Origin of the sequence: Mycobacterium sp. 4D054 (assembly GCF_052245755.1) — a bacterium.
In the GTDB taxonomy this organism is placed as follows: Bacteria; Actinomycetota; Actinomycetes; order Mycobacteriales; family Mycobacteriaceae; genus Mycobacterium.
On the sequence record NZ_JBQQCF010000160.1, the window covers coordinates 1 to 765 of the forward strand.

Consider the following 765-nt stretch of genomic DNA (forward strand, 5'->3'; position numbering starts at 1 on the left):
TGGGTCAAGGTCGGCAAGCAGCAGCGTGACGGGTTTCGCAAGATCAGCGGCTACCTCGACGCCGAACTGGGCGCCTACCTGGAGGCCACCCTGGCCAAAGAGGCCGCCCCCGGGGCCAACATGCCCGCCCCCGAGCCGGGCGAGGATGGGGCACCGGAGACCGCGTGTGGCGATACCCGCACCGAAGGGCAGCGCAATCACGACGGCCTCAAAGCCCTGCTGCGCCGCACCCTGGAATCCGGGACACTCGGCAGCCACAACGGGTTACCGGTCAGCGTGATCGTCTCGACCAGCTTGCAGGAGCTGGAAAGACGTGCCGGGGTGGCGGTCACCGGCGGCGGCTCGCTGCTGCCGATGCCCGATCTGATCCGGATGGCCGCCCGCGCCCACCACTACCTGTACGTCTTCGACGAACACACCGGTCAAAGCCTCTACCTCGGCCGGGCCCAACGGCTGGCCAACGCCGCCCAGCGGATCGTCCTGCACGCCCGCGACCGGGGCTGCACCCGGCCCGGCTGCACCGTCCCGGGGTACTGGTGCCAGGTCCACCACGCGGCCGCGGACTGGAAAAACGACGGCCAGACCAACATCGACGACCTCACCCTGGCCTGCGGGCCGCACAACCGGATGATCGAAACCACCGGCTGGACCACCACCAAAAACGCCAAGAACCAGACCGAATGGCACCCACCACCAGGGCTCGACGCCGGCCAACACCGCACGCAGCTGGTCAATGGCTACCACCACCCCGAACACCACCTACTC

1 protein-coding gene is annotated in these 765 nt (G+C 68.6%); it reads left to right on the forward strand.

From position 1 onward, the window contains the following. The coding region (locus ACTWP6_RS30380; protein ID WP_443189649.1) for a DUF222 domain-containing protein at positions 1 to 765 on the forward strand (765 nt) is incomplete at both ends.